The organism is Halorubrum sp. F4, from assembly GCF_027257195.1.
Classification (GTDB): domain Archaea; phylum Halobacteriota; class Halobacteria; order Halobacteriales; family Haloferacaceae; genus Halorubrum.
Genome location: NZ_JAPDFS010000036.1, coordinates 1 through 3,584, shown reverse-complemented (window position 1 = coordinate 3,584; position 3,584 = coordinate 1). Strand labels below are relative to the sequence as shown.

At 57.5% G+C, this 3,584-nt stretch carries 1 tRNA gene and 2 rRNA genes; all 3 read right to left on the bottom strand.

The annotated features are described in order from the left end of the window. Positions 1-61: 61 nt before the first annotated feature. Positions 62-2,984 (bottom strand): 23S ribosomal RNA (locus tag OKW78_RS16455). Between the two features lie 262 nt (positions 2,985-3,246). After that, positions 3,247-3,318 (bottom strand) — tRNA-Ala (locus tag OKW78_RS16450). 189 nt (positions 3,319-3,507) lie between these two features. Continuing rightward, positions 3,508-3,584: ribosomal RNA gene (locus OKW78_RS16445) — 16S ribosomal RNA — on the bottom strand; the annotation flags it as partial.

The following is a 3,584-nucleotide window of genomic DNA, read 5'->3' as shown; positions in this document are numbered from 1 at the left end:
AACCGTGTGTACGTGCGATCCAGGTACCGCCTGAACTCATACGAGTGTGGAATCAGTGACCATATGACTGTTGGCTTCGGTCTGTTAGTGCTCGTGGACTCAACGCCTCGTTGCCTCGGCGCGTACATCCCGAGTCTATCGAACTCGTCTTCTACGAGTGACCTCAACGGTACTTCTTTTCCATGTGGGTTTCGAGCTTAGATGCGTTCAGCTCTTACCCCGTGTCGCGTGGCTACCCGGCATCTGCCCTTTCGGACAACCGGTACACCAGTGGCGACCAGTCGTAGTTCCTCTCGTACTATACGACCGTTCACGTCAAGTACCATTACACCCCCAATAGATAGCAGCCGACCTGTCTCACGACGGTCTAAACCCAGCTCACGACCTCCTTTAATAGGCGAACAACCTCACCCTTGCCCGCTTCTGCACGGGCAGGATGGAGGGAACCGACATCGAGGTAGCAAGCCACCCGGTCGATATGTGCTCTTGCGGGTGACGACTCTGTTATCCCTAAGGTAGCTTTTCTGTCATCTACGGGCCCCATTCCGGAGCCTCGTAGGTTCGCTAGACCACGCTTTCGCGTCAGCGTCACTCGTTGGGAATGACACTGTCAGACCATCTTGTGCTCTTGCGCTCTTCGCCGGGTTCCCGACCCGGCTGAGATGATCTTCGGGCGCGCTCGATATCTTTTCGAGCGCGTACCGCCCCAGTCAAACTGCCCGGCTACCGGTGTACTCCTCCCGGAGTGAGAGTCGCAGTCACCGACGGGTAGTATTTCAATGCTGACTCGGTGGCCCGCTGGCGCGGGTACCTGTGTAATGTCTCCTACCTATGCTGCACATCGGCGACCACGTCTCAGCGACAGCCTGCAGTAAAGCTCTATAGGGTCTTCGCTTCCCCTTGGGGGTCTCCAGACTCCGCACTGGAACGTACAGTTCACCGGGTCCAACGTTGGGACAGTGGCGCTCTCGTTTATCCATTCATGCAAGCCGCTACTGAAGCGGCAAGGTACTACGCTACCTTAAGAGGGTCATAGTTACCCCCGCCGTTGACGGGTCCTTCGTCCTCTTGTACGAGGTGTTCAGATACCCGCACTGGGCAGGATTCAGTGACCGTACGAGTCCTTGCGGATTTGCGGTCACCTGTGTTGTTATTAGACAGTCGGAGCGCCCGAGTCACTGCGACCTGCTCCTCAGAGAGCAGGCATCCCTTCTTCCGAAGGTACGGGACTAACTTGCCGAATTCCCTAACGTCGGTTCTCCCGACAGGCCGTGGCTTGCGCTGCCAGAGCACCTGTTTCGGATCTCGGTACGGACATCATGCTCGTCTTTTCACGGGCCCTATGTACGGCTGACTTACGCTGTCTCGCGCTTCTCTCGCTTCGTACCATGACGGTCTCCACGAGGTTCCACGATTCGACCGGGCGAATGCCCGGCTCAGCGGTCCACACGGCGTCGACTTTTGATGCATGATGGCACTGGAATATTAACCAGTTTCCCGTTGACACAGTCGAGTTGCGGTGTGTCTTAGGACCGGCTGACCCTCGGCTGATTGGCAGTGCCGAGGAACCCTTGCTCATCAGGCCGTCGAGGTTCTCACCCGACTATCGCTGCTACTGTGACCAGGATTGTCGTTTCTGTACGGTCCACACGAGCTCTCGCCCGTGCTTCCGTCCGAACAGAACGCCGACCTACGCGGTTACCCCTGTCAAGGGTACGGCCAGGTCTCGGTGGTAGATTTGAGCCCCGATCATTTTGGGCGCCTCAAACCTCGGCCGGTAAGCTGTTACGCTTTTCTTAGAGGGTAGCTGCTTCTAAGCTCACCTCCCGGCTGTTTAGGGCTTGAGACCACCTTCGAATCGCACTTAATCTACACTTTGGGACCTTAACCCGGCTCTGGGTTGTTCCCCTCACGGTACACAGGCTTACCCCGCGCACCGGACTCCCTTCGTCTATGGCGCCTGCGGGTTTGGAGTTCGACAGGATGGCCGACTCCTCTCGGAGGCGGGTCATCCAATCGGTAGCTCTACCCCGCGGGCTACCTCTGAAGAGGTCATGCTTCGACATGTTTCGGTCGGAACCAGCTGTTGCCAGGCTCGATGGGCCTTTCACCCCTATACACGAATCACGAGAGGATATTGTAGGATACCACCTCTAACGGGCCTCCACGTGGCTTTCGCCACGCTTCACCCTGCTCGCGTATAGATCGCCTGGTTTCGGGTCGTACCTGAATGACTCCCCGCGCTTGAACACGGTGGCCCTCGCACAAAGTGCTGCGGCCGTATCGGTTTCCCTGCGCCTTCCCCGGTTCACGGGTTAGACTCGCCATTCGGGTACACTCCCTGGGTCGTTTTTCAAAACGCACGACACGACGCCGGCTCGACTCTCTTCCTACTGGAGGATCGCTCCTCGGTCGTTTTGAGAGTCGCCTTCTACGCCCTGTCGCTCGATCGCCAACTGATTTCAGGCCCTATTGCACCGCCCTTCTCGGGGTGCTTTTCAGCGTTCGCTCACGCTACTTGTTCGCTATCGGTCTCGAGGAGTGTTTAGCCTTTCCAGGGGATGCCTGGAGTGTTCACAGAGGATATCCGACCCCTGCTACTCTGGATTTGACGCCGTTCGTACTGATTCATTCTACGGGGTTGTCACCCTGTGTCACGCTCCGTTCCAGGAGACTTCGAATGAGTTGTCGGAACTTGCATGTCAACCCGAACACCACATTGGTCCGAAGACCTTCGGTTTGGGCTGTGTCGCGTTTACTCGCGGTTACTGACGACATCGCGGTTGCGTTCTCTTCCTCCCCTTACTGAGATGTTTCAATTCAGGGGGTTCCCTATTGCGCGTGGCAATTGTTAACGGATTCCGATTCGGAGATCTCGTGTTCTTTCCCTCCATGCGGGTCCCACGAGCTTTTCGCAGCTTGGCACGTCCGTCGTCGGCTCTCGAGCCGAGCCATTCACCAGCTGGCACAGTAGCCAGTAGTGTGTCAGTGTCTCGAAAGACACTGACGTGTCAAGTGACTATAATAGTCACCGACTGTAATTGGTTTACTGACGTTCCACGAACTCGGATGAGTTCAGTGGACGTCTGGATCGCACGTATACACGGTCGTCATCGAATCACGCGTGGCAGCGCGTGTTCGTCGAACCCTTCCCATCCGCGGTTTCCCGGGATGGTGCATCGGTCGTCGTACCCCAACCGAGTCGCGTCTCCCACTTAAGGGGACGGATTCGGTGATGGGGTGACATGGACTCACTGGGATTCGAACCCAGGGCATCCTCCTTGCAAGGGAGGCACTCTACCGCTGAGCTATGAGCCCACCTCTCCGCGTGGAGAGGGTCTGTGTGGCGTGTGTAGGTGTGAGCCGTGGACGCTCGAAGGTGTCCGGGCCGGCGGTGGGCCGGATTCCGACATTGGACGCATGCGAATGAGTAGTGACCGTTGGCGGTCGTGGTGACCGTTGGCGGTCGAAAGGTGAGCTCACCCGTGTGGGTGAGTCTCGGGTCTGTGGAGGTGATCCAGCCGCAGATTCCCCTACGGCTACCTTGTTACGACTTAAGCCCCCTTGCGAAGCCCAGATTCGAC